This window comes from Frigidibacter sp. SD6-1, assembly GCF_030143255.1.
Lineage (GTDB): Bacteria > Pseudomonadota > Alphaproteobacteria > Rhodobacterales > Rhodobacteraceae > TMP-24.
Genome location: NZ_JARJNR010000004.1, coordinates 364,444 through 383,833, shown reverse-complemented (window position 1 = coordinate 383,833; position 19,390 = coordinate 364,444). Strand labels below are relative to the sequence as shown.

The following is a 19,390-nucleotide window of genomic DNA, read 5'->3' as shown; positions in this document are numbered from 1 at the left end:
GCCTGTCTAACCGCTTGGATTCACGAAGTGAATCCTTTGCCACCAGAGTTATGCAACAACGCCGAAGCGATATCAAAATGATAGCCGCGAATGACATGGGCATGCCGCCCCCGGCATAGGCCACCCGCCCCATCACGAAACCCGCCAGCGCCCCGAGAAGCGGACCGGCGCAGACCGCAAGGATCGCGCCCCGGAAGCCCGCCTTCTGGAAGACGATGACATAAAGGACGCTCGCCAGTATCGGCCCGAGGAAGGATAGCCCCATCATGCCGCCTGCCCCCCGCAATTGCGGCTGCGCCACAGTTTCGCTTCCTTGAGATATGTCCAGCCGAAGGCATGGTCGCTGTCGCCATGGGCGCGCAGGTGGTCGAGGCGTTCGAGCGCCTCGTCAAGCGTCGGCTTGTGGCCTTCGGGCACCCACCACATGACGAAATGCATGCTTCCCAGGACCTCGAACCACTCCTGCCGCCGTTCGTAGAACTGGCGGTGGACGGTGTTCCAGACGAAATTCTCAAGCGTCTCGACGCTTTCCCAGACCGTCAGGTTCGAGACATACTGCGAATCGCCGCCGATCTTGGTTTCGGTATTGCCCTTGCCCGGCTCACCCGAGCCTTCCATCATCCAGACGAAGCCCGGCATGCGTTTGCCCAGCCCGTTCACCCGGTCAAGCGCCGCCATGAACTCCGCCACGCGCGGGTCGTCGGTCGGGGCGAGAAGACGCCCGACGTTCAGTTCGGCGAGGTGGAGATCAGTTGGCCGCATCATTTCGCACCAACTTCTTTCGAATTGCAGCCGCCTGCCAAAAGTTCACGCCGGCTAACCAACAGAAACAGATTAAGCCCACCAAAGGGGTCTGCTCCACCCCAATTGCCGTAGTGACGAAAAACGATCCGTACAACACAATCAGCGGCGAGGCCGCCCACAGGGTTGCCTTAAGGCGTGATCGTCCGTTGGCTGCGGCAAGAAGCCAAGTGGAGCTCACCACCAGCGCGACGGCGCAAACCGAGAAAAATGCGAACGCCAAATTCATTCCGCCGCCATCGCGCCCATCTTGCCAAGCTTCTTGGCCTTGATCCGGTCCTCGATTTCATCCCGGAACTGGCGGATCAGGCCCTGGATCGGCCAGGCGGCGGCATCGCCGAGGGCGCAGATCGTGTGGCCCTCGACCTGCTTCGTCACCGACAGAAGCATGTCGATCTCCTCGATCTCCGCCTCGCCCCGCACCAGCCGTTCCATCACCCGCATCATCCAGCCGGTACCTTCGCGGCAGGGCGTGCACTGGCCGCAGCTTTCATGCTTGTAGAATTTCGACAGCCGCCAGATCGCCTTGATCACGTCGGTCGACTGGTCCATCACGATGACCGCCGCCGTCCCGAGGCCGGAACGGGCCTCGCGCAGCCAGTCGAAATCCATGATCGCCTCGTCGCACTGCGCCGCGTTCAGCATCGGCACCGACGAGCCGCCGGGGATGACGGCCTTGAGGTTCTTCCATCCGCCCCGGACGCCGCCGCAGTGACGCTCCAGCAGCTCCTTCAGGGTGATCGACATTTCCTCCTCGACCACGCAGGGATTGTTCACATGGCCCGAGATGCCGAAAAGCTTGGTGCCGGTGTTGTTCGGCCGCCCGAAGCCCGCGAACCACGACGCGCCCCGCCGCAGGATCGTCGGCACCACCGCAATCGATTCCACATTGTTCACCGTCGTCGGGCAGCCATAAAGGCCCGAGCCCGCCGGGAAGGGCGGCTTCATCCGCGGCATGCCCTTCTTGCCCTCAAGGCTTTCCAGAAGCGCCGTTTCCTCGCCGCAGATATAGGCCCCTGCCCCGTGATGCAGGTAAAGGTCGAAATCATAGCCCGACTTGCAGGCGTTCTTGCCGATCAGGCCCGCGTCATAGGCCTCGTCGATGGCGGCCTGCAGGCATTCGCGTTCGCGGATATATTCGCCGCGGATGTAGATGTAGCAGGCGTTCGCCCCCATCGCGAACGAGGCGATCAGGCAACCTTCGATCAGCGTGTGCGGATCATGCCGCATGATCTCGCGGTCCTTGCAGGTGCCGGGCTCGGATTCGTCGGCGTTCACCACAAGGTAGGACGGCCGCCCGTCCGATTGCTTGGGCATGAACGACCACTTCAGACCGGTCGGAAAACCCGCGCCACCCCGGCCCCTCAGCCCCGAATCCTTGACCTGCTGGACGATCGCATCCCGCCCCATGGCAAGGATCTTCGCCGTCCCGTCCCAGTGGCCACGCTTCATCGCGCCCTTCAGGCTGCGGTCATGCATCCCGTAGAGGTTGGTGAAAATCCGGTCCTTGTCACTCAGCATTCCCGTATCCCCGGTTGGCGGCGCCTAGCGGCCCGCCCGTTTTTGCCGCTGCCAGAGCCCGTAGAGCACGACAAGCGACCAGAAAAGCGCGGCGAGCGCCGCAAGATCGAAAAGGAAGGCGAAAGACGGGTGCAGCCCGATCCGCGCGCCTGCCCATTGCGCCGCCATCCACAGGATCATGGTCAGGGCGATCACCAGCGCCACGAGGCGCCCGGTCTTCGCGATCCCGTCCTGTTGCGGTGCAGCCATCCTCACGCCTCCCCGCCCTTGCGGGCGAGCGCGCGGGCCTGCTTGACCCATTCGTCGCGGGTGATGCGGCCCTTGAAGGTCTTCAGCTTCGCATCGACGAAGGCGATGTCCTTGGCCTTCCAGCTGGCAATCTGGTCGAAATGCCAGACGCCAACCTCGTTCAGCAGCTTCTCAAGTGCCGGGCCGACGCCGGAGATCAGCTTAAGATCGTCCGCCTTGCCATCGCGCGGCGCCAGAAGCAGAAGCGGTTCGGCCACAGCCACCGCCTCTTCATGGGTGCGGCCCATCGCGGCTTCGATCCCCTTTGCCACAGAGGCCTTCTTCGCGCGTGGCTTTGCCGCTTTCGGCTCCGCCGTCCCGGCGAGAATGCCGCGCTTCGCCTCTGCCTCTTCGGTGCCGAGGACTTGCCAGTCGTATTTATGCGCCTCGGCCTTCGGCGCTTCCGGTGCGGGCGGCGGTTCGGCGGCGAGCGGCGTTGGTAGCGGCGCAACGGTCGGCGCCTTCGGCGGAGCCCCCGCACCCGAACAGAAGGCCCAGGACAGAAGCGCACCGAGCGCAAGCGCGATCAGGCCGCCGATAAGGACGGCGGTGAAGACCGGAAAGAGGGCTACGAGGGTCAGAAGCGCAGCGGCGACCACGCCGGCGCCCGTCGCGACCAGCCAGCAGGTCCGCTGGCATCCGGCTTGGGCGGCACTATCGCTCTGCATCCGTCCCTACTCCCTTGCCTGTCAGCCCTTGGCGGCCAGTGCCCTGGCCTGAGCGATCCAGTCCTCGCGGCTGGCGCGGCCCTTGAAGCCTTCGAGATTGTCGTCGACCCAGGCAAGCTCCGCCTCGGTCCAGGCAGCGACCTGATCGAAATGGAAGAAGCCCAGCGAATGCAGAAGTGCCTCGAGCTTCGGCCCGACGCCCTTGATCAGCTTCAGGTCATCCGCGCCGCCCTTGCGCGGTGCCTTCAGCGCGCGGGGCTTCTTGGCCTTTGCCGGTGCGGCCGCCGCCGTGGCGGGCTTTGCCGCCGGTTTCGGCGTTGCCTTCGGCGCGGGTGCCTCCACCTTCGCCGCTTTCACGGGCTTTTCCGCCTTGGCCTTGCCAAGCCACGGCGTCAGCAGCGGCACCTCGGTCCCGTCGATCCGCTTGACCCCGTCGCCGATATCGACGGCTCGCTGGACGGAGCCGTTGTATTTGGTTTTGCCGCTTTCGAATTCGGTCAGGCTGGTGAGGCCCGACAAGGGCTCGGCGGCATACCGGCCATTATGCGGCCCGGGCACCGGGTTCCGGCCATTGTCGAGGTCGACGAGGATCTGTTCCAGGCTCTGCGCCGTCAGATCCTCGTAATAATCCTTGCCGATCTGGGCCATCGGCGCGTTGGTGCAGGCGCCGAGGCATTCGACCTCTTCCCAAGAGAACTTGCCATCCGCCGACAGCATGTGGGGCTTCGGTGCAATCTTGTCCTTGCAGACCTTGATCAGCTCGTCCGCGCCGCAGATCAGGCAGGATGTCGTGCCGCAGATCTGGATATGGGCAACCGAACCAACGGGTTGCAGCTGGAACATGAAGTAGAAGGTCGCAACCTCCAGCGCGCGGATATAGGCCATGCCCAGCATGTCGGCGATATGTTCGATCGCAGGCCGGGTCAGCCAGCCCTCCTGCTCCTGCGCGCGCCACAGAAGCGGGATGATGGCGCTGGCCTGACGGCCCTCGGGATATTTGCTGATCTGCCCCTTCGCCCAGGCGAGGTTCGCGGGCGTGAAGGCGAAGGAAGCGGGTTGGTCGTGGTGAAGGCGGCGGAGCATGGTTCAGAAATATCCCCTGGCAATAGTCAGGATTGCAGCGGTGACGGCACCGACGATGGCACCCATTAAGAGACGATTGCCCGTCCGGGCACCGAGAACGGCGGCAAGACCCGAAGCCGCGCCAAGGATCAGCGTCCAGAGATTGATCGTCACGTCGGGCATCAGCGGTCCACCTCGCCGAACACAATATCCATCGTCCCGATGATTGCAGCGACGTCGGCCAGCTGGTGGCCCTTGGCCATCCAGTCGATCGACTGCAGATGCGGATAGCCCGGGGCGCGGATCTTTGCGCGGTAGGGTTTGTTGGTGCCGTCGGCCACCAGATAGACGCCGAACTCGCCCTTCGGCGCCTCGACGGCGGCATAGACCTCGCCCGCGGGCACGTGGAAGCCTTCGGTGTAAAGCTTGAAGTGATGGATCAGCGCTTCCATCGAGGTCTTCATGTCACGCCGCGATGGGGGCGTGATCTTGCCGCGCGCGAGGATGTCGCCCCGCTCGACGCGCAGCTTGGTGATCGCCTGGCGGATGATCGACAGGCTTTCGCGCATCTCGGCCATGCGGCAGAGATAACGGTCATAGCAGTCGCCGTTCTTGCCCACCGGGATCTTGAAGTCGAACTCGTCGTAGCACTCATAGGGCTGGGCGCGACGCAGGTCCCAGGCCATGCCCGAGCCGCGCACCATCACGCCCGAATAACCCCAGGTCAGCGCATCCTCTTCGGTCACGATGCCGATGAGCGCGTTCCTTTGCTTGAAGATGCGGTTCTCGGTCAGAAGGCCGTCGAGATCGTCGAGGACCTTCGGGAAGGTCTCGGTCCAGGCCTCGATATCGTTCAAAAGCGCGTCCGGCAGATCCTGATGCACGCCGCCCGGGCGGAAATAGGCGGCATGAAGCCGCGCCCCGCAGGCGCGCTCATAAAAGACCATCAGCTTTTCGCGTTCCTCGAAGCCCCACAATGGCGGGGTCAGGGCGCCGACATCCAGCGCCTGCGTGGTGACGTTCAGAAGATGGTTGAGGATGCGGCCGATTTCGGAATAAAGAACGCGGATGAGGCTCGCGCGGCGGGGGACCTGCACGCCGGTCAGCCTCTCGATCGCCAGGCACCAGGCATGTTCCTGGTTCATCGGCGCCACATAATCCAGCCGGTCGAAATAGGGCAGGTTCTGCAGATAGGTCCGGCTTTCCATCAGCTTTTCGGTGCCGCGATGCAACAAGCCGATATGCGGATCACAGCGCTCGACGATCTCGCCGTCCAGCTCCAGCACCAGCCGCAAGACGCCATGCGCCGCAGGATGTTGCGGCCCGAAGTTGATGTTGAAATTGCGGATGCGCTGCTCGCCCGTCTCGAAGTCGGTCGAGCCGTCGTCATAGGCGTTGGTGCGGATATCGCCGTCCATGGATCAGGCCCCCTTCTTCTCGTCGCCGGGAAGGATATATTGCGCGCCCTCCCAGGGGCTCATGAAGTCGAACTGGCGGTAATCCTGCACCAGTTTTACCGGTTCGTAGACCACGCGCTTTTCGCCTTCGTCGTAGCGCACCTCGGTATAGCCGGTGGTCGGGAAATCCTTGCGCAAGGGATAGCCGCGAAAGCCGTAGTCGGTGAGGATGCGGCGCATGTCGGGGTGGCCCGAAAAGATGATGCCGAACATGTCGAAGACTTCACGCTCGAACCAGTTCGCCGTCGGGTGGATCACCGTCAGCGTCGGCACCATCTGACCTTCGGCCACCGCCGCCTTCACCCGGATGCGGGCGTTCGTGTACATCGACAGGAAGTGATAGACGACGTCGAACCGCTCTGGCCGTTCGGGGTGATCGACGGCCGTGATGTCGATCAGCGTCGAGAATTTGCAGGCCGGATCGAGCCTGAGCCAGTCGATAAAGTTGACCAGCGCTTCCAGCTTCACCGTCACCGTCAGCTCGCCAAAGGCAATGGTGCTGTCCAGCACATCGACGGCACGGGCAGCGGTAATCTTGGCGGAAAGGTCTTCCAAAGTCATCGCGCCCTCCTCAGCGAACGAGCGTGCCGGTGCGGCGGATGCGGCGCTGCAATTGCAGGATGCCGTACATCAGCGCCTCGGCGGTGGGCGGGCAGCCGGGGACATAGATATCCACCGGAACGATCCGGTCGCAGCCGCGCACGACCGAGTAGCTGTAATGGTAATAGCCCCCGCCATTGGCGCAGGAGCCCATCGAGATCACATAGCGCGGCTCGGGCATCTGGTCGTAGACCTTGCGCAGCGCCGGGGCCATCTTGTTCGTCAGCGTCCCCGCGACGATCATCACGTCCGACTGGCGGGGCGAGGCACGGGGGGCGAAGCCGTAGCGTTCCACGTCATAGCGCGGCATCGCGGTGTGCATCATCTCGACCGCGCAGCAGGCAAGCCCGAAGGTCATCCAGTGGAGCGAGCCGGTCCGCGCCCAGTTGATGATGTCCTCGGTCGAGGTCAGGAGAAACCCCTTGTCCTGCAATTCGCGATTCAGGGCCTGGGTCGCGACCTCCGGGTCGTGCCCGGCGGTGTTCGCGCCCGTCTGAACCTTTCCAGCCATCACTGCCATTCCAGCGCGCCTTTCTTCCATTCATAGCAGAAGCCGACGGTGAGGACGGCGAGGAATATCATCATCGACCAGAACCCGAGCATCGAGATGTCCTTGAACGCCACCGCCCACGGGAAAAGGAAGGCGACCTCAAGGTCGAAGATGATGAAGAGGATCGAGACGAGGTAGAAGCGCACGTCGAATTTCATGCGCGCGTCGTCGAAGGCGTTGAAGCCGCATTCATAGGCCGAGACCTTCTCGGGGTCGGGGTTGCGCACCGCGAGCACGGCGGCGGCGAGGATCAGGATCAGACCGAGGCCGACGGCCATGGCAAGGAAGACGAGAATCGGGAAATAGTCGCGCGCGAGGAATTCCACCCGTTGGCTCCTTCTGTGCATGCGGGGACGGACCCGGCCCCGGCCATGCGGTTCGTGGCTTCAGGTTCGTTTACTCTCAGCCCATGGCGGGGTCAACTCGGGGCGGGCCCGCAAGGCGAATTCATCGCGGCCCGGCCTTGAAAATCATGGATTTGCGAGCAGGCGAGGGTTCGCCGCCGCGATCGCTCAGCCTTTGGCCCATGCGGGCGGACGCTTTTCGAAGAAGGCGCCAATCCCCTCGCCGGATTCGGGGTCCTGCCAGCGGTCGACCAGAAGGCCGATGGTGCGGTCGATCAGCGCCTCGTCGGGTCCGGGCGCGACGGTGCGGATCAGCGCCTTGGCGTCGGCGATTGCGCCGGGTGCGCAGGCAAGGAAAGGCTCGACCTCGGCCATCACCGCCTGATCGAGCGTTTCCGGGGTCGCGAGCGACGAAAGAAGGCCGATCCGGTGCGCCTCTTCGGCATCGAAGAGCCGCGAGGCCAGGAAATGGCGCCGGGCGGCGGCCACGCCCATCCGCGCGACCACATAGGGGCTGATCGTGGCGGGTATCAGGCCGAGCTTGGTTTCCGTCAGGCCGAACTTCGGGCCGCTGACGCCCACGGTCAGATCGCAGACCGACATCATGCCGACCCCGCCGCCGAAGGCCTGACCATGAATGCGCCCGATCAGCGGCTTCGGCATCAGGTCGAGCGCGCGCAGCATCATCGCAAGCGCCCTGGCACCCGCCCCACGGCTTCCGGCATCGCCCGCGATCTGCGCCTTCATCCAGTCGAGATCGCCCCCCGCGCAAAAGCTTGTCCCCCGCCCGCCAAGGATCACCACCCGCACCGCCGGGTCGGCGCCCAGCCGGGCCGCCGCCTCGGTCAGTTCCTCGATCATCCGGCCCGAGAGCGTATTGTGCTTGTCCGGCCGGTTCAGCCACAGGCGCGCGATGCCGCGGCCATCCAATTCGATCTCGATCGTCTCGAACATTGCCAGTCCTTTCCGCCAAAATCCTTCGAAGGATTTTGGCAAGAGTTTTCGAAAACTCTTGCCTCACCCGACCCTGAGACCGCGCGCGAACACCGCCGCCGCCGCCAGAAGCGCCGCATCCAGTCCCGTACGATATCCCAGTTCCTCAAGCCGCGCTGCCACCTCTTCGGTCGCCACGTTCCCCGCCGCCCCCGGCGCATAGGGGCAGCCACCGAGCCCCCCGGCCGAGGCGTCGAAGACCCTCAACCCACGCGTGAGCGAAACCTCGATATTCGCAAGCGCCCTGCCCCCGGTATCGTGGTAATGCCCGGCAAGCCGCGCGGGCGGCAGTTCTTGAAGCACCGCGCCCAGCATCCGGTCGATCGTCTCGGGCACGCCCTTGCCCACCGTATCGCCGAGGCTGACCTCGTGACAGCCGAGATCGCGCAGCGCCGCGACGACCCATGCGACCGCGCTTGGCATAACCGGCCCGTCGAACGGGCAGTCGGTGACCATCGAGACATAGCCCCTGACCGGAATGCCATCGGCCCGCGCCGCCTCCGCCACCGGGCGGAAGCGCTCGATGCTTTCGGCGATGGTGCAATTCAGGTTCGCCCGGCTGAAGCCTTCGGAGGCCGAGGCGAAGATCGCCACCTCGTCGGCCTTGGCCGCCCGCGCGCCTTCGTAGCCTTTCAGGTTCGGGGTCAGGGCGGCGTAGCGCACGCCCGGCACGCGCCTGATCCCAGCGAGCACCTCATCGCTGCCCGCCATCTGCGGCACCCATTTCGGCGAGACGAAGCTTGCGACCTCGATCCGGCGGAAGCCGACCTCGCTCAAGAGGTCGATGAGGCGGACCTTGTCGGCAACCGGGATCGGGCGCTTTTCGTTCTGCAGCCCGTCGCGCGGGCTCATCTCGACGATCTCGACGAATTCAGCCATCCGCCACCTCGTAGAAGTCCTGCGCGTAGAACTTCTGCACACCATCGAGCGCCCTCGCCCGCTGCCAGCCGGGCCGGGCGGCGATCCTGTCCCTATAGGCGCGGATCGCCGGGAATGGCGCCAGCCGAACGAAATGCGGCGCGGCGAGAAGGGTGTAGCCAAACATCGTATCTGCGGCGGAAAAGCCCGAGGGCAGGAGATAGTCCTGCCCCGCAAGCGCCCGTTCGACCGCGGAAAGCGTTATCGCCAGCCGCTTCGCCTCCATCTTCAGAAGCGTGGGCGAGCGCATGGCGGGATCGCGCAGGAAGACCCATTGCAGGTTCAGGTTGGCGATCAGATGGGCCTGCGTTTCGGCGAAATGCAGCCATTCCAGGTAGGCTGCGCGCTCGGGGTGGCTGGGCGGACGCCCGAAGCCGTGATCGGGGCGCGTCTCGCACAGATATTCGGTGATCGCCCCGCTTTCGAAGAGCGTCAGCCCGTCGATCTCGAGCGCTGGAACCCGTCCGGCGGGCGATTTCGCCAAATAGTCTGGCGCCCGCAGCGAACCATCGGTGATCGAGTGAACAACGATCTCGGGCTCGATCCCCATCTCGCTCAGAAGCCACAGGACCCGGAAGGACCGCGACAGCGCCACATGGTGAAGGCGGATCACGTCCCGGCCTCCGGCTGCCAGAGCGTGGCCCGCGCACTTTCGCGGGCAGCGAATGCCGCGTGCCAACGCGCAAGCCGGGGCCGCAGAGAAAGAAGGTCCGACCCATCGGGAACGGTCTGAAAAGCATCGATCATGGGAAAAAGATGCCAGTCGGCGGGGTTCGTGTCACTCGCGCTGTCGTGCCCTGCCAGCACCCGGCCCTCCTCCGCGATCGCGTCGAGTGCGTCGAGAACCGGCGAGGCGGCGGCGAGGCCGTGCGCGATCCGGCCCGGGTCTGCGGGCTCCCCCATCGCCGGCCGGAAGAAGCCGTGGGAGTAGACATCGCGGACAAGCGGCCAATAGCCGTGAGAATCGGCGATACCCTGCACCTGCGCGATCCGGGCGGCGCTGAGGGCATCGGTCTGGGTCCGCCCGAAGGTCGCCGAGAGATAGGCCAGGATAGCACGCGTCTCGTAGATGGTCACAGCGCCATTGGTCGCGTCGCCGCACTCAAGGATCGGCACTCGTCCGAACGGGTTGAGGGGAAGGAGCCCGCGTCGGCCCTCCTCCTCGAATGGGTCGCACGCACGCCAGTCGTAAGGGCATAGGAGTTCATGAAGGGCTATCCTGACCGCGCGCGTATAGACGCTCGGGCCGTAGCCGGTCAGACGCATAGGCCTCATTCCTCCTCCAGCCGGATCAGCGCCGCATGCGCCTCGACCTGAGCGCCCGGGGTGACCAGCACCTCGGCTACCCGGCCTGCGCGGGCGGCAGTCAGCGTATGCTCCATCTTCATCGCTTCCAGGATAGCCAGCCGGTCGCCCGCCGCGACCTCCTGCCCCGCGCTCACGAAGACCGCCTTCACCTGCCCCGGCATCGGCGACAGGGTCAGGTCGCTCGCCGCATGGTCGGACGCGCGGTCGAGCGGATCGTGCAGACGCCAGCGGAAGGTGTCAGGGCCGAAGACCGCCACTTCGTCGCCGGTCAGGACGACGCGCGCGGGCCATTTGGCCTCGCCCAGGCGCCAGCCGTCGCCAGCCCAGGTGATCACGCCGCTGTCGCCCGCGATGGCCACCCGGCGGGCGTGCGACGAGAGGACCTCGACCACCGCCGTGAAATCCTCCACCTGCACCGTCCGTCTGAGCGCCTGCCAGAGGGTGAAACCCTGCGCAGTCTCCCCCGGTAAGGCAAGCCCCGCCGCGCCGAGTGCGGCGAGCGCGCGGGCGATGAAGGGCACGGGCGGGGCGGCGGTCAGCGCCTCGATGTCGCGCGCGATGAGGCCGGTGTCGACCGCGCCCGCCCGGAAGCCCTCATGCCGCGCAAGCGCGCCGAGGAACGCGAGGTTCGTCACCGTACCTGCGACCTCGGTCGCGGCAAGTGCGCGTTCCAGCCGATTGAGCGCGGCAAGGCGGGTGGGACCGTGCGTGACGATCTTGGCGATCATCGGATCGTACCAGGGGCTGATCCTGTCGCCCTGCCGCACCCCGGTCTCGGACCGGGCGCCTTGCGGGAACTTGAGATGCGTCAGCGTGCCGGTCGCGGGCAGGAAACCCGCGGGGACATCCTCGGCATAAAGCCGCGCCTCGAACGCATGGCCGGTGATTTCAAGATCTTCCTGCCGGGCGGGCAGGCTTTCGCCCGAGGCCACGCGCAACTGCCATTCCACCAGATCGACGCCGGTGATCGCCTCGGTCACCGGATGTTCGACCTGGAGGCGGGTGTTCATCTCCATGAACCAGAACCGGTCGGGGCGCAGGCCCTCCGATCCGTCGACAATGAATTCGATCGTGCCCGCGCCCGCATAGCCAATCGCCTCGGCCGCCCTTACCGCCGCCTGACCCATGGCGGCCCGCATCTCTTCCGTCATGCCGGGCGCGGGCGCTTCCTCGATAACCTTCTGATGGCGGCGCTGCAGCGAGCAGTCGCGCTCGAAGAGATGGACGGCGCGGGTGCCATCGCCGAAGACCTGTACCTCGATATGACGGGGCTTCTGGACATATTTCTCGATGAGGACGGCGGGGTTGCCGAAGGCGGTCAGGGCTTCTCCTCGGGCGCTTTGCAGCTTCTCGTCGAAGTCGCCTGGCGCCTCGACCAGCCGCATCCCCTTGCCGCCGCCCCCGGCAACCGCCTTGATGAGGACCGGGTAGCCGATGGCGTCGGCCGCCTGGGCCAAATGGCGGTCATCCTGATTGTCGCCGTGACAGCCGGGCACGACCGGCACACCCGCCTTTTCCATCAGCGCCTTGGCGGCATCCTTCAGTCCCATGGCACGGATCGCCGCCGCCGAGGGGCCGATGAAGGTGAGCTCCGCCTGTTCGACCGCATCGACGAAATCGGGGTTTTCCGAGAGGAAGCCGTACCCCGGATGAATGGCCTCGGCGCCGGTCGCCTTGGCCGCCGCGATGATAGCGTCGCCCTTGAGGTAGCTGTCCTTCGGCGCCGGGCCGCCGATATGCGCCGCCTCGTGCGCCATCGCCACATGGCGCGCGTCGCGGTCCGCGTCGGAATAGACGGCGACGGTTGCGACACCCAGGCGGCGGCAGGTATCGATCACGCGGCAGGCGATCTCTCCCCGGTTGGCGATCAGGATCTTGCGAAACATGTTCTGTCCTTCGTCAACGGCGGGGGCTCTGCCCCCGTGCCCCCGGGATATTTGGACCATAGTGAATAGGCATCGCTTTCATTCTGGTCGAAATATCCCCGCGCGGAGCGCATTGAAGTTACATACGGAAGAGCCCGAACCGAGTGGGCTCAATGGGGGCGTTCAGGGCGGCGGAGAGGGAGAGGGCGAGCACAGCCCGCGTCTTCCTCGGGTCGATGATCCCGTCGTCCCAGAGGCGCGCCGAGGCATAGAGCGGGTGGGATTGTTCGTCGAACATCTCGATCGTGGGGCGTTTGAACTCGGCCTCTTCCCCGGCCGACCAGCTGCCGCCTGCCCGCTCGATCCCGTCGCGTTTCACCGTGGCGAGGACCCCCGCCGCCTGTTCGCCGCCCATCACACTGATCCGGCTGTTGGGCCAGGCCCAGAGGAAGCGCGGCCCGAAGGCGCGGCCCGCCATGCCGTAATTGCCCGCGCCGAACGAGCCGCCGACAAGGCAGGTGATCTTCGGGACCGAAGTCGTGGCGACCGCGGTCACCATCTTCGCCCCATGGCGCGCGATGCCTTCGTTTTCATACTTCCGGCCGACCATGAAGCCGGTGATGTTCTGCAGGAAGATCAGGGGTATCGAGCGTTGCGAGCAAAGCTCGATGAAATGCGCGCCCTTGATCGCCGCCTCGCTGAAAAGGACGCCGTTGTTCGCCACGATGCCGACCGGGCAGCCCTCGATATGGGCGAAACCGGTGACCAGCGTCTCGCCGAAGCGGGCCTTGAACTCGTCGAGGCGCGATCCGTCGACCACCCGGGCGATCACCTCGCGGATGTCGTATGGCGTGCGGAGGTCGGCGGGCACGATGCCGAGGATTTCCTCGGGGTCATAGGCGGGCGCTTCCGGGCTTTGCCACTGGACGGTCGCGGGTTTCGCCCGGTTGAGGTTGCCCACCGCCCGGCGGGCGAGCGCCAGGGCATGGGCGTCATCCTCGGCCAGATAGTCGGCCACACCCGAAAGGCGGGTATGGACATCGCCGCCGCCCAGGTCTTCGGCCGTCACGACCTCGCCGGTCGCGGCCTTCACGAGCGGCGGCCCGGCCAGGAAGATCGTGCCCTGATCCCTGACGATGATGGTCACGTCGGACATGGCGGGGACATAGGCGCCGCCCGCCGTGCAGGAGCCCATCACGACCGCGATCTGGGGGATGCCCTTCGCGCTCATATTGGCCTGATTGAAGAAGATGCGGCCGAAATGGTCGCGGTCGGGGAAGACCTCGTCCTGGTTGGGCAGGTTGGCGCCGCCGCTGTCGACGAGGTAGACGCAGGCCAGATGGTTCTGTTCGGCGATCTCCTGCGCGCGCAGGTGTTTCTTGACGGTCAGCGGATAGTAAGTGCCGCCCTTCACGGTCGCGTCATTGGCGACGACCATCACCTCCTGCCCCATCACCCGGCCGATCCCGGCGATCACCCCCGCCCCCGGCGCATCGCCCCCATACATGCCATGGGCCGCCGTGGCGCCCACCTCGAGGAAGGGCGAGCCCGGATCGAGCAAGTTCGCCACCCGGTCTCGCGGCGCCATCTTGCCGCGCGCGGTGTGGCGGGCGAGTGCCTGCGCGCCGCCGCCAAGGGCGGCCAGCGCCGCGGCCTCGCGGGCAGTTTCGAGAAGCGCGAGATGCGCCGCCCGGTTGGCGCGGAAGGCGTCGGAGGTGGGGAGGGCAGAGGAGGTCAGGCGCATGGTTGACGCTAAGCCCCTTTTGGAATGATTGTGATCGTACCGGCATTCACGCCAGCAACAACAGAATTGAACTTTTCCAAGAGAAGATGTGGTCGCGGCGGGTGAAATTCTATTATTCGCAGGAAGAGCTTTCTCGCCTCACGTTCCATTCGTCTAGATTTTTCCCTTAGCCTCCACTTTGCATCAAAATAGTGTCCACGTATATCTGCAAAGCCTTCAGGTAAATCCAACTTTTCGCCCATGCTGCGAAACTCCTGAAACAGTTCAATCATTGAAAATAGATCAATGTCCTCTGTTCTCACATTCCAACTATGAACGGTATTTCCGCGATCGGCGATAGCCTTGCCAAGTTCAATTTCCACAACTCTAAGTTCTGGCTTTAGCCAAGTAGGTTGCTCGACATCCAAGAAGCGAGCTGCATCCTTTTGTGCATTATAACACAACTTCAGCTTTTCCTTGAAAGAATAGCAGAGGTTTTGAAACAAGAACCAATGAAGTTCCAAATGCTTGGTTTTCGTTATTGGCGTTCCATGCCATGGGTATCGACGCAGCATTTTTTCAACGATTTCCATGTCCTCAACGACACCTCCAAGCTGCGTAAGCGCTGACAAAAACGTGCTGGTGCGCGATACTAGATATTCACCTAGCTCACGCGTTTTCTCGTCGACACTCATGTCAAAAACACTTCCAGTTACGCTCTTGACTACAGTACCGCTTACCCGAAAGATGTTTTGATAGGATTGGTTGTCTCGTAGCATGACCAATTTTGAATTACCTACCAGCCCCCATCAGCTCCCGACCGATCAGCATCCGGCGGATCTCGCTCGTTCCCGCTCCGATCTCCATCAGTTTCGCGTCGCGGAAGAGGCGCGACACGGTGCTGTCGTTCAAGAACCCCGCCCCCCCCAGCGCCTGCACGGCCTGATGGGCCTGCACCATCGCCTGTTCGGAGCAGTAAAGCACGCAGGCCGCCGCGTCCTGGCGGGTGACCTCGCCCCGGTCGCAGGCACCTGCGACCGCGTAAAGGTAGGCGCGCGCGGTGCCGAGCGCGGTGTACATGTCGGCCACCTTGCCCTGCATCAGCTGGAAATTCCCGATCGGCTGGCCGAACTGCTTCCTTTCGCGGATATAGGGCATGACCTCGTCCAGACAGGCCGCCATGATCCCGGTGCCGATGCCGGACAGGACCACGCGCTCGAAATCGAGGCCGGACATCAGGACGCGGACGCCGCGGCCCTCCTCGCCCAGCACATTCTCGAACGGCACTTCGCAATTCTCGAAGATAAGTTCGCCGGTGTTCGATCCCCGCATCCCCATCTTGTCGAAATGGGGGCCTTGCGTGAAGCCCTTCCAGCCCTTCTCGACCAGGAAGGCGGTCATGCCCTTCGATCCGGCCTCGGGGTCGGTCTTGGCATAGACGACGAGCGTATCGGCGTCCGGCCCGTTGGTGATCCAGTATTTCGAGCCGTTCAGCAGGTAATAGCCGTTGCGCCTTTCCGCCTTCAGCTTCATGCCGACGACATCCGATCCCGCGCCAGCCTCGGACATGGCGAGCGCGCCGACATGGTCACCCGAGATGAGGCGCGGCAGGTATTTGCGCTTCTGTTCCTCCGATCCGTTCAGCTTGATCTGGTTGACGCAAAGGTTCGAATGCGCGCCGTAGGACAGCGAGACCGAGGCCGAGGCGCGGGCGATCTCCTCGATCGCGACGGCATGGGCGAGGTAGCCCATGCCCGATCCGCCATATTCCTCGGAAACCGTGATCCCCAGAAGGCCAAGCTCCCCAAGCTCGCGCCAGAGCGCGGCAGGAAAGACATTGGTCCGGTCGACCTCTGCCGCCAGCGGTTTCACCCGCTCCTGCGCCCAGCGGTGAACCATCTCGCGCAGCGCGGCAATGTCATCGCCCAGATCAAAGCTCATCGCAGCGGTGAACATCGGCAGCCCCCATAAATGAACATGTGTTCATTTCATGCGCCGAATCCCCCTGTCGCGTCAAGGAAAAGCTTCCGCGTGCCCACGGCGGGCGCACCGACGAGCGGCCGAAGGACGACGAGGAGGATCAGTCGGCGGAGCGGGTGATCACCGGCGCTTCCGCACCGCTCTGGGCGACCGTCAGGACCTCGGCGCGGAGGATGCGCGCGATCAGCGCCACATCCTCGGGCGTGAAGGTCAGGGGCAGGCGCATGTCGATCAGTCCCGCGAGGATGCGGTCGGTCTGCGGCAGGCTTTGGGCAGGCGCATAGCGCCAGCTGTCATGGCGCGAGGTGAAGCCCTGTGGCTCGGCCGCACCGAACCATTTGAGTTCCACGCCACGCGCCGCCGCTCGCGCCAGAAAGGTCTCAACCGCGCAGGCCTGCCAGTCGGGCAACAGGAACTGGAAGGAGGAGCCGACAATCGCCTCTGCCGCCGGCCGGACGGTCAGCTGAAGGCCGGGCGTGTCCTGAAGCCCCGCCTCCATCGTCCGGTAGAGCGCGTTCCAGCGCTCGATCTGCCGGGGCAGCGCTGCAAGCTGTGGGCGCAGGATCGCGGCGCGCAGATTGTCCATCCGCCCGGAAACGTTCGGCGTCTCATAGCGGACCCGCTCGAATGCTTCTGGCGGGGGCGCGGCGCGGTGGCGGGCATAAAGCATGTAGCTGCCCGACAAGAGGATCGCCCTTGCCATCACCTGCGGGTCATCTGAGACAAGAAGCCCGCCCTCGCCGGAATTCATGTGCTTGTAGGTCTGGGTCGAGTAGCACCCCACCAACCCATGCCGCCCCGACGGCACGCCGCGCCAGGCGCCACCCATCGTATGGGCACAATCCTCGATCACCGGGATGCCCGCCGCATCGCAGATCGCCATCAGCCGGTCCATGTCGCAGATATGGCCGCGCATGTGGCTGAGGAGAAGCGCCTTCGCCCCCTGCCCCACCTTCCGTGCCAGATCGTCGAGATCGACGGTCAGGTTGTCCGTCACCTCAACGAAGCCCGGCTCGGCCCCGATGGCGGCGATCGCCCCCGGCACCGGCGCCAGCGTGAAGCCGTTGGTCAATACCCGATCCCCCGGCCCGACGCCCGCCGCGCGCAGCGCGCAGCCGAGCGCGTAACCGCCCGAGGCCACCGCGAGACAATAGCGCGCGCCGGTGAAGGCCGCGAACTCCTCCTCCAGAAGCGCTGTCTCGGCCACCTCGTCGCCAAGCGTATTGTAGCGATGAAGCCGCCCGTGGCGCAGAACCTCAAGGGCCGCCGCGATCCCCTCCTCCGGGATCGGTTCCTGCTGGGTGAAGGGTTTGGTGAAGCGCTCCATCAGGTCTTGCCTCCGTCATGGCCCACAACCCACAGGAACAGGCCGAGCGTCATCACCATTCCGACAGCGGCGATATGATAGGCCATGTTCGGATCGGCGCGCGGCCCTTCCAGGAAATGGCCGAAGACCTGCGCGAAGAAGAGCGTTCCGAACAGCATCGCGATGTTGGTCAGCGCCGAGATGCCGCCCTGCAGCTCGCCTTGCGCATTCTCCGGCACCCGCCCCGACATCAGGGCCGTCAGCATCGGATGGACGAACCCTTCCGGCCCGTGGACAATCATCAGCGCGACAACGACCGCGAGGCCCGGCGCGAACCCGTATCCGGTGGCGGCGAGCGTGGCGGCGACAAGACCGATCAGCACCGTCCGGAACTCGCCGAACATCTTGACCGCCGGGCCGGTCAGCGCGCCCTGAAAGACCGCCATCACGACGCCGAAGGCCGCGAGCGTCAGGCCGACCGTCGCCTCGGACCAGCCAAACTGCGCCTTGCCCCAGAAGGGCCAGACCGCCGGATAGACCGAGGAAAAGAAGAAGAAGGATGTGAGGACGGCGCACATCGGCAGGACGCCCTGATAGGTCCGAAAGACCTTGAAGGCGCCGAACGGGTTCGCGCGGCGGAGTTCGAACGACCGACGCTTTTCGGGCGGCAGGCTTTCGGGAAGGACGAAATAGCCGAAGATGAAATTCAGGCCGGAGATGGCCGCGGCCGCATAGAAGGGCACACGCGGCCCATATTCGCCCAGAAGTCCGCCAATGGCCGGGCCGATGACAAAACCCAGACCAAAGGCCGCCCCCATCAGGCCGAAGGCCTTGCCGCGCCCCTCTGGCGGGGTGATGTCAGCCAGGAAAGCGTTCGCGATCACCCAGGAGGCGCCGCAGAGGCCGGCGAAGACCCGGCCCACGAACAGCCAGCCGACCGTCGGCGCCAGCGCATGCAACAGGAAATCGACCCCAAGCCCGAAGATCGCGATGAGCAGAAGCGGCCGCCGCCCGAACCGGTCGGAGAGGTTGCCCATCAGCGGGCCGGACAGGAACTGTGTCAGCGAATAGGCCGCACCCATCCAGCCGCCGATGATCGCGGCCTGCCCGAGCGTGACATGGCCGACATCGCCGATCAGCGCGGGCAGAACCGGGAAGATGATGCCGAACCCGACCATGTCGAGAAACACGGTCGCGAGGATGAAGAGGATCGCGCGCGACGATACGGCTGGCGCGGCCGGGGAGGCTGTGGCGGTCATGACCTGGTTCCTTGACCGGCTTCTTGTCTCAGGGAAGCAGCCGCTTGGCAAGCGCGGGGAGTTCGTCGAAATGACCCATCAGCGCCTCGGGCTCATAGCGGGACACGCCCGCACCTTCCGGCCCGAAAGTGACAAGCGCCACCGGCACGCCCGCCGCCCGCGCGGTCTTCCTGTCGGTGTCGGTATCGCCCACGAGGAACGAGCGGCTAAGCGTTCCTCCCGCCGTCTCGACCGCAAGACGGTAAGGTGCGGGATCGGGCTTGCGCACCGGCAAGGTGTCGCCCCCCACGAGCGACTGGAACAGATCACGGATCCCCAGCCGGGCCAGCAATATCTCGGCCAACCGCGCGGGCTTGTTGGTACAGATGCCGACCCTGTGACCCGACGCCCTCAGCGCCTCGACCGCCGCAACCGCGCCGGGATAGAGCTTGGTCTCTCGCTCGATCCCGTCTTCATAGGCCTGCAAGAGCACCGGATAATGTGCGTCAACTTCAGCGTCGTCCGCGCGCCCCAGCCGCCCGAACCCGAGGCGAAGCATCGCCCGCCCGCCGTGAAAGGCGGTCAGCGCATCCGCGACCGGATCGAGAAGATCGCCCTCGCCCATCTCGCGGAAGCAATGGTTGGCAGCGGCAATCAGATCGGCGGACGTATCGGCGAGCGTGCCGTCGAGATCGAATATCACCGTGCGCATAGAACCTGCCGCCTGACCCGAATGTTTCGCTGTAACCTGCCGAAAGGCTTCGTGAA

At 64.9% G+C, this 19,390-nt stretch carries 23 protein-coding genes; all 23 read right to left on the bottom strand.

Annotated features, from left to right (window positions below; genetic code table 11):
• Positions 1–268, bottom strand: a 268-nt coding sequence (locus P0645_RS10215) for a hypothetical protein (protein ID WP_284164463.1), incomplete at its 3' end; no start/stop codon positions are given.
• The gene (locus P0645_RS10210) at positions 265–765 is read right to left on the bottom strand and encodes a DUF3291 domain-containing protein (RefSeq protein ID WP_284164462.1); all 501 of its coding nucleotides are present in this window, start codon (positions 763–765) and stop codon (positions 265–267) included. The genes P0645_RS10210 and P0645_RS10215, both read right to left, overlap by 4 nt.
• Positions 749–1,030 (bottom strand): hypothetical protein, encoded by a 282-nt coding sequence (locus P0645_RS10205; protein ID WP_284164461.1) that lies wholly within the window; start codon positions 1,028–1,030, stop codon positions 749–751. The genes P0645_RS10210 and P0645_RS10205 overlap by 17 nt, the downstream gene beginning before the upstream one ends.
• Positions 1,027–2,322 carry an NADH-quinone oxidoreductase subunit NuoF gene (nuoF, locus tag P0645_RS10200; RefSeq protein ID WP_284164460.1) on the bottom strand — a complete coding sequence of 432 codons (1,296 nt, stop codon included), beginning with the start codon at positions 2,320–2,322 and terminating at the stop codon, positions 1,027–1,029. Before nuoF ends, P0645_RS10205 begins: the two co-directional genes overlap by 4 nt.
• Positions 2,323–2,346: 24 nt before the next feature.
• A complete protein-coding gene (locus P0645_RS10195) occupies positions 2,347–2,571 on the bottom strand; it encodes a DUF5337 family protein (RefSeq protein ID WP_284164459.1) in 225 nt (74 codons plus the stop codon).
• 2 nt (positions 2,572–2,573) lie between these two features.
• Complete coding sequence (locus tag P0645_RS10190) at positions 2,574–3,278, bottom strand: helix-hairpin-helix domain-containing protein (RefSeq protein ID WP_284164458.1); 705 nt, start codon at positions 3,276–3,278, stop codon at positions 2,574–2,576.
• A 21-nt stretch (positions 3,279–3,299) separates the two neighbouring features.
• Entirely contained in the window at positions 3,300–4,361 is a 1,062-nt protein-coding gene (gene nuoE / locus P0645_RS10185) for an NADH-quinone oxidoreductase subunit NuoE (protein ID WP_284164457.1), read from the bottom strand.
• A 3-nt stretch (positions 4,362–4,364) separates the two neighbouring features.
• Positions 4,365–4,523 (bottom strand): hypothetical protein, encoded by a 159-nt coding sequence (locus P0645_RS10180; RefSeq protein ID WP_284164456.1) that lies wholly within the window; start codon positions 4,521–4,523, stop codon positions 4,365–4,367.
• Positions 4,523–5,758 carry an NADH-quinone oxidoreductase subunit D gene (locus P0645_RS10175; RefSeq protein ID WP_284164455.1) on the bottom strand — a complete coding sequence of 412 codons (1,236 nt, stop codon included), beginning with the start codon at positions 5,756–5,758 and terminating at the stop codon, positions 4,523–4,525. Before P0645_RS10175 ends, P0645_RS10180 begins: the two co-directional genes overlap by 1 nt.
• Before the next feature lie 3 nt (positions 5,759–5,761).
• The gene (locus P0645_RS10170) at positions 5,762–6,358 is read right to left on the bottom strand and encodes an NADH-quinone oxidoreductase subunit C (RefSeq protein WP_284164454.1); all 597 of its coding nucleotides are present in this window, start codon (positions 6,356–6,358) and stop codon (positions 5,762–5,764) included.
• 10 nt (positions 6,359–6,368) lie between these two features.
• Positions 6,369–6,908 carry a NuoB/complex I 20 kDa subunit family protein gene (locus P0645_RS10165; protein ID WP_502854254.1) on the bottom strand — a complete coding sequence of 180 codons (540 nt, stop codon included), beginning with the start codon at positions 6,906–6,908 and terminating at the stop codon, positions 6,369–6,371.
• A complete protein-coding gene (locus P0645_RS10160; protein WP_502866309.1) occupies positions 6,908–7,294 on the bottom strand; it encodes an NADH-quinone oxidoreductase subunit A in 387 nt (128 codons plus the stop codon). The genes P0645_RS10165 and P0645_RS10160 overlap by 1 nt, the downstream gene beginning before the upstream one ends.
• 165 nt (positions 7,295–7,459) lie before the next feature.
• Positions 7,460–8,245 carry a crotonase/enoyl-CoA hydratase family protein gene (locus tag P0645_RS10155; RefSeq protein ID WP_284164451.1) on the bottom strand — a complete coding sequence of 262 codons (786 nt, stop codon included), beginning with the start codon at positions 8,243–8,245 and terminating at the stop codon, positions 7,460–7,462.
• Between the two features lie 63 nt (positions 8,246–8,308).
• On the bottom strand, positions 8,309–9,163 hold the full coding sequence (locus P0645_RS10150; protein WP_284164450.1) for a hydroxymethylglutaryl-CoA lyase: 855 nt from the start codon (positions 9,161–9,163) through the stop codon (positions 8,309–8,311).
• Positions 9,156–9,815, bottom strand: coding sequence for a glutathione S-transferase family protein (locus P0645_RS10145; RefSeq protein WP_284164449.1), 660 nt, complete (start codon positions 9,813–9,815; stop codon positions 9,156–9,158). Before P0645_RS10145 ends, P0645_RS10150 begins: the two co-directional genes overlap by 8 nt.
• On the bottom strand, positions 9,812–10,477 hold the full coding sequence (locus tag P0645_RS10140; protein WP_284164448.1) for a glutathione S-transferase family protein: 666 nt from the start codon (positions 10,475–10,477) through the stop codon (positions 9,812–9,814). The genes P0645_RS10145 and P0645_RS10140 overlap by 4 nt, the downstream gene beginning before the upstream one ends.
• On the bottom strand, positions 10,474–12,396 hold the full coding sequence (locus P0645_RS10135; RefSeq protein ID WP_284164447.1) for an acetyl/propionyl/methylcrotonyl-CoA carboxylase subunit alpha: 1,923 nt from the start codon (positions 12,394–12,396) through the stop codon (positions 10,474–10,476). The genes P0645_RS10140 and P0645_RS10135 overlap by 4 nt, the downstream gene beginning before the upstream one ends.
• Before the next feature lie 118 nt (positions 12,397–12,514).
• A complete protein-coding gene (locus P0645_RS10130; protein WP_284164446.1) occupies positions 12,515–14,119 on the bottom strand; it encodes a carboxyl transferase domain-containing protein in 1,605 nt (534 codons plus the stop codon).
• An 8-nt stretch (positions 14,120–14,127) separates the two neighbouring features.
• Complete coding sequence (locus tag P0645_RS10125; RefSeq protein ID WP_284164445.1) at positions 14,128–14,793, bottom strand: hypothetical protein; 666 nt, start codon at positions 14,791–14,793, stop codon at positions 14,128–14,130.
• Between the two features lie 97 nt (positions 14,794–14,890).
• The gene (locus tag P0645_RS10120; RefSeq protein ID WP_284164444.1) at positions 14,891–16,054 is read right to left on the bottom strand and encodes an isovaleryl-CoA dehydrogenase; all 1,164 of its coding nucleotides are present in this window, start codon (positions 16,052–16,054) and stop codon (positions 14,891–14,893) included.
• Between the two features lie 124 nt (positions 16,055–16,178).
• On the bottom strand, positions 16,179–17,408 hold the full coding sequence (locus tag P0645_RS10115) for a DegT/DnrJ/EryC1/StrS family aminotransferase (protein ID WP_284164478.1): 1,230 nt from the start codon (positions 17,406–17,408) through the stop codon (positions 16,179–16,181).
• The gene (locus tag P0645_RS10110; protein WP_284164443.1) at positions 17,405–18,643 is read right to left on the bottom strand and encodes a TCR/Tet family MFS transporter; all 1,239 of its coding nucleotides are present in this window, start codon (positions 18,641–18,643) and stop codon (positions 17,405–17,407) included. The genes P0645_RS10115 and P0645_RS10110 overlap by 4 nt, the downstream gene beginning before the upstream one ends.
• A 28-nt stretch (positions 18,644–18,671) precedes the next feature.
• On the bottom strand, positions 18,672–19,334 hold the full coding sequence (locus P0645_RS10105; protein ID WP_284164442.1) for an HAD-IA family hydrolase: 663 nt from the start codon (positions 19,332–19,334) through the stop codon (positions 18,672–18,674).
• Positions 19,335–19,390: the final 56 nt, after the last annotated feature.